This window comes from Vibrio sp. 970 (assembly GCF_033339075.1).
In genome coordinates this window covers 1-698 of the sequence record NZ_JAWOTW010000320.1, presented here as the reverse complement: position 1 = coordinate 698, position 698 = coordinate 1, and the positions used below count along the sequence as shown (strand labels likewise).

Annotated in this window: 1 protein-coding gene; it reads left to right on the top strand. The window is 46.3% G+C overall.

All coding sequences use genetic code 11. The features are described from left to right. On the top strand, positions 1-698 hold a 698-nt coding region (locus R7Q11_RS26425), incomplete at both ends, for an NAD-glutamate dehydrogenase domain-containing protein (RefSeq protein WP_225467027.1).

Genomic DNA, 698 nt, shown 5'->3' with positions numbered 1-698 from the left:
TGATTAAGAAGCTGACTGAACAACTGGATCACGTAGAAAGCCTAGATGATGATCGTATTATTCGTCGTTACATGGATATGATCATGGCAACGCTGCGTACTAACTACTACCAGTTGGACGAAAACAAGCAGTCGAAGCCTTGGCTATCTTTGAAGATGAAACCAAGCGAAATCCCAGAGATTCCTCAGCCAGTTCCTGCTTTTGAGATTTTCGTCTACGCGCCAGACATTGAGGGTGTTCACCTTCGTGGCGGTAAAGTTGCACGTGGTGGCTTACGTTGGTCAGATCGCCAAGAAGATTTCCGTACAGAAATTCTTGGTCTTGTAAAAGCTCAGCAAGTTAAGAACACCGTTATTGTTCCAGTTGGGGCAAAAGGTGGTTTCGTTTGTAAGCGTCAGCCGTCTCTGACCACTCGTGATGAAATCTTTGCAGAAGGTCAACGCTGCTATAAACAGTTCATTCGCGCATTGCTTGATGTTTCTGACAACATCATTGAAGGCGAGGTGATTCCACCACAAAACGTAATTCGTCACGATGAAGATGACCCATACCTAGTGGTTGCTGCCGACAAAGGCACGGCGACATTCTCTGACTTGGCGAACTCAGTCTCAGCAGAATACAACTTCTGGCTTGGCGATGCGTTTGCTTCTGGTGGTTCAAACGGTTACGACCACAAAGCAATGGGTATCACTGCAAAA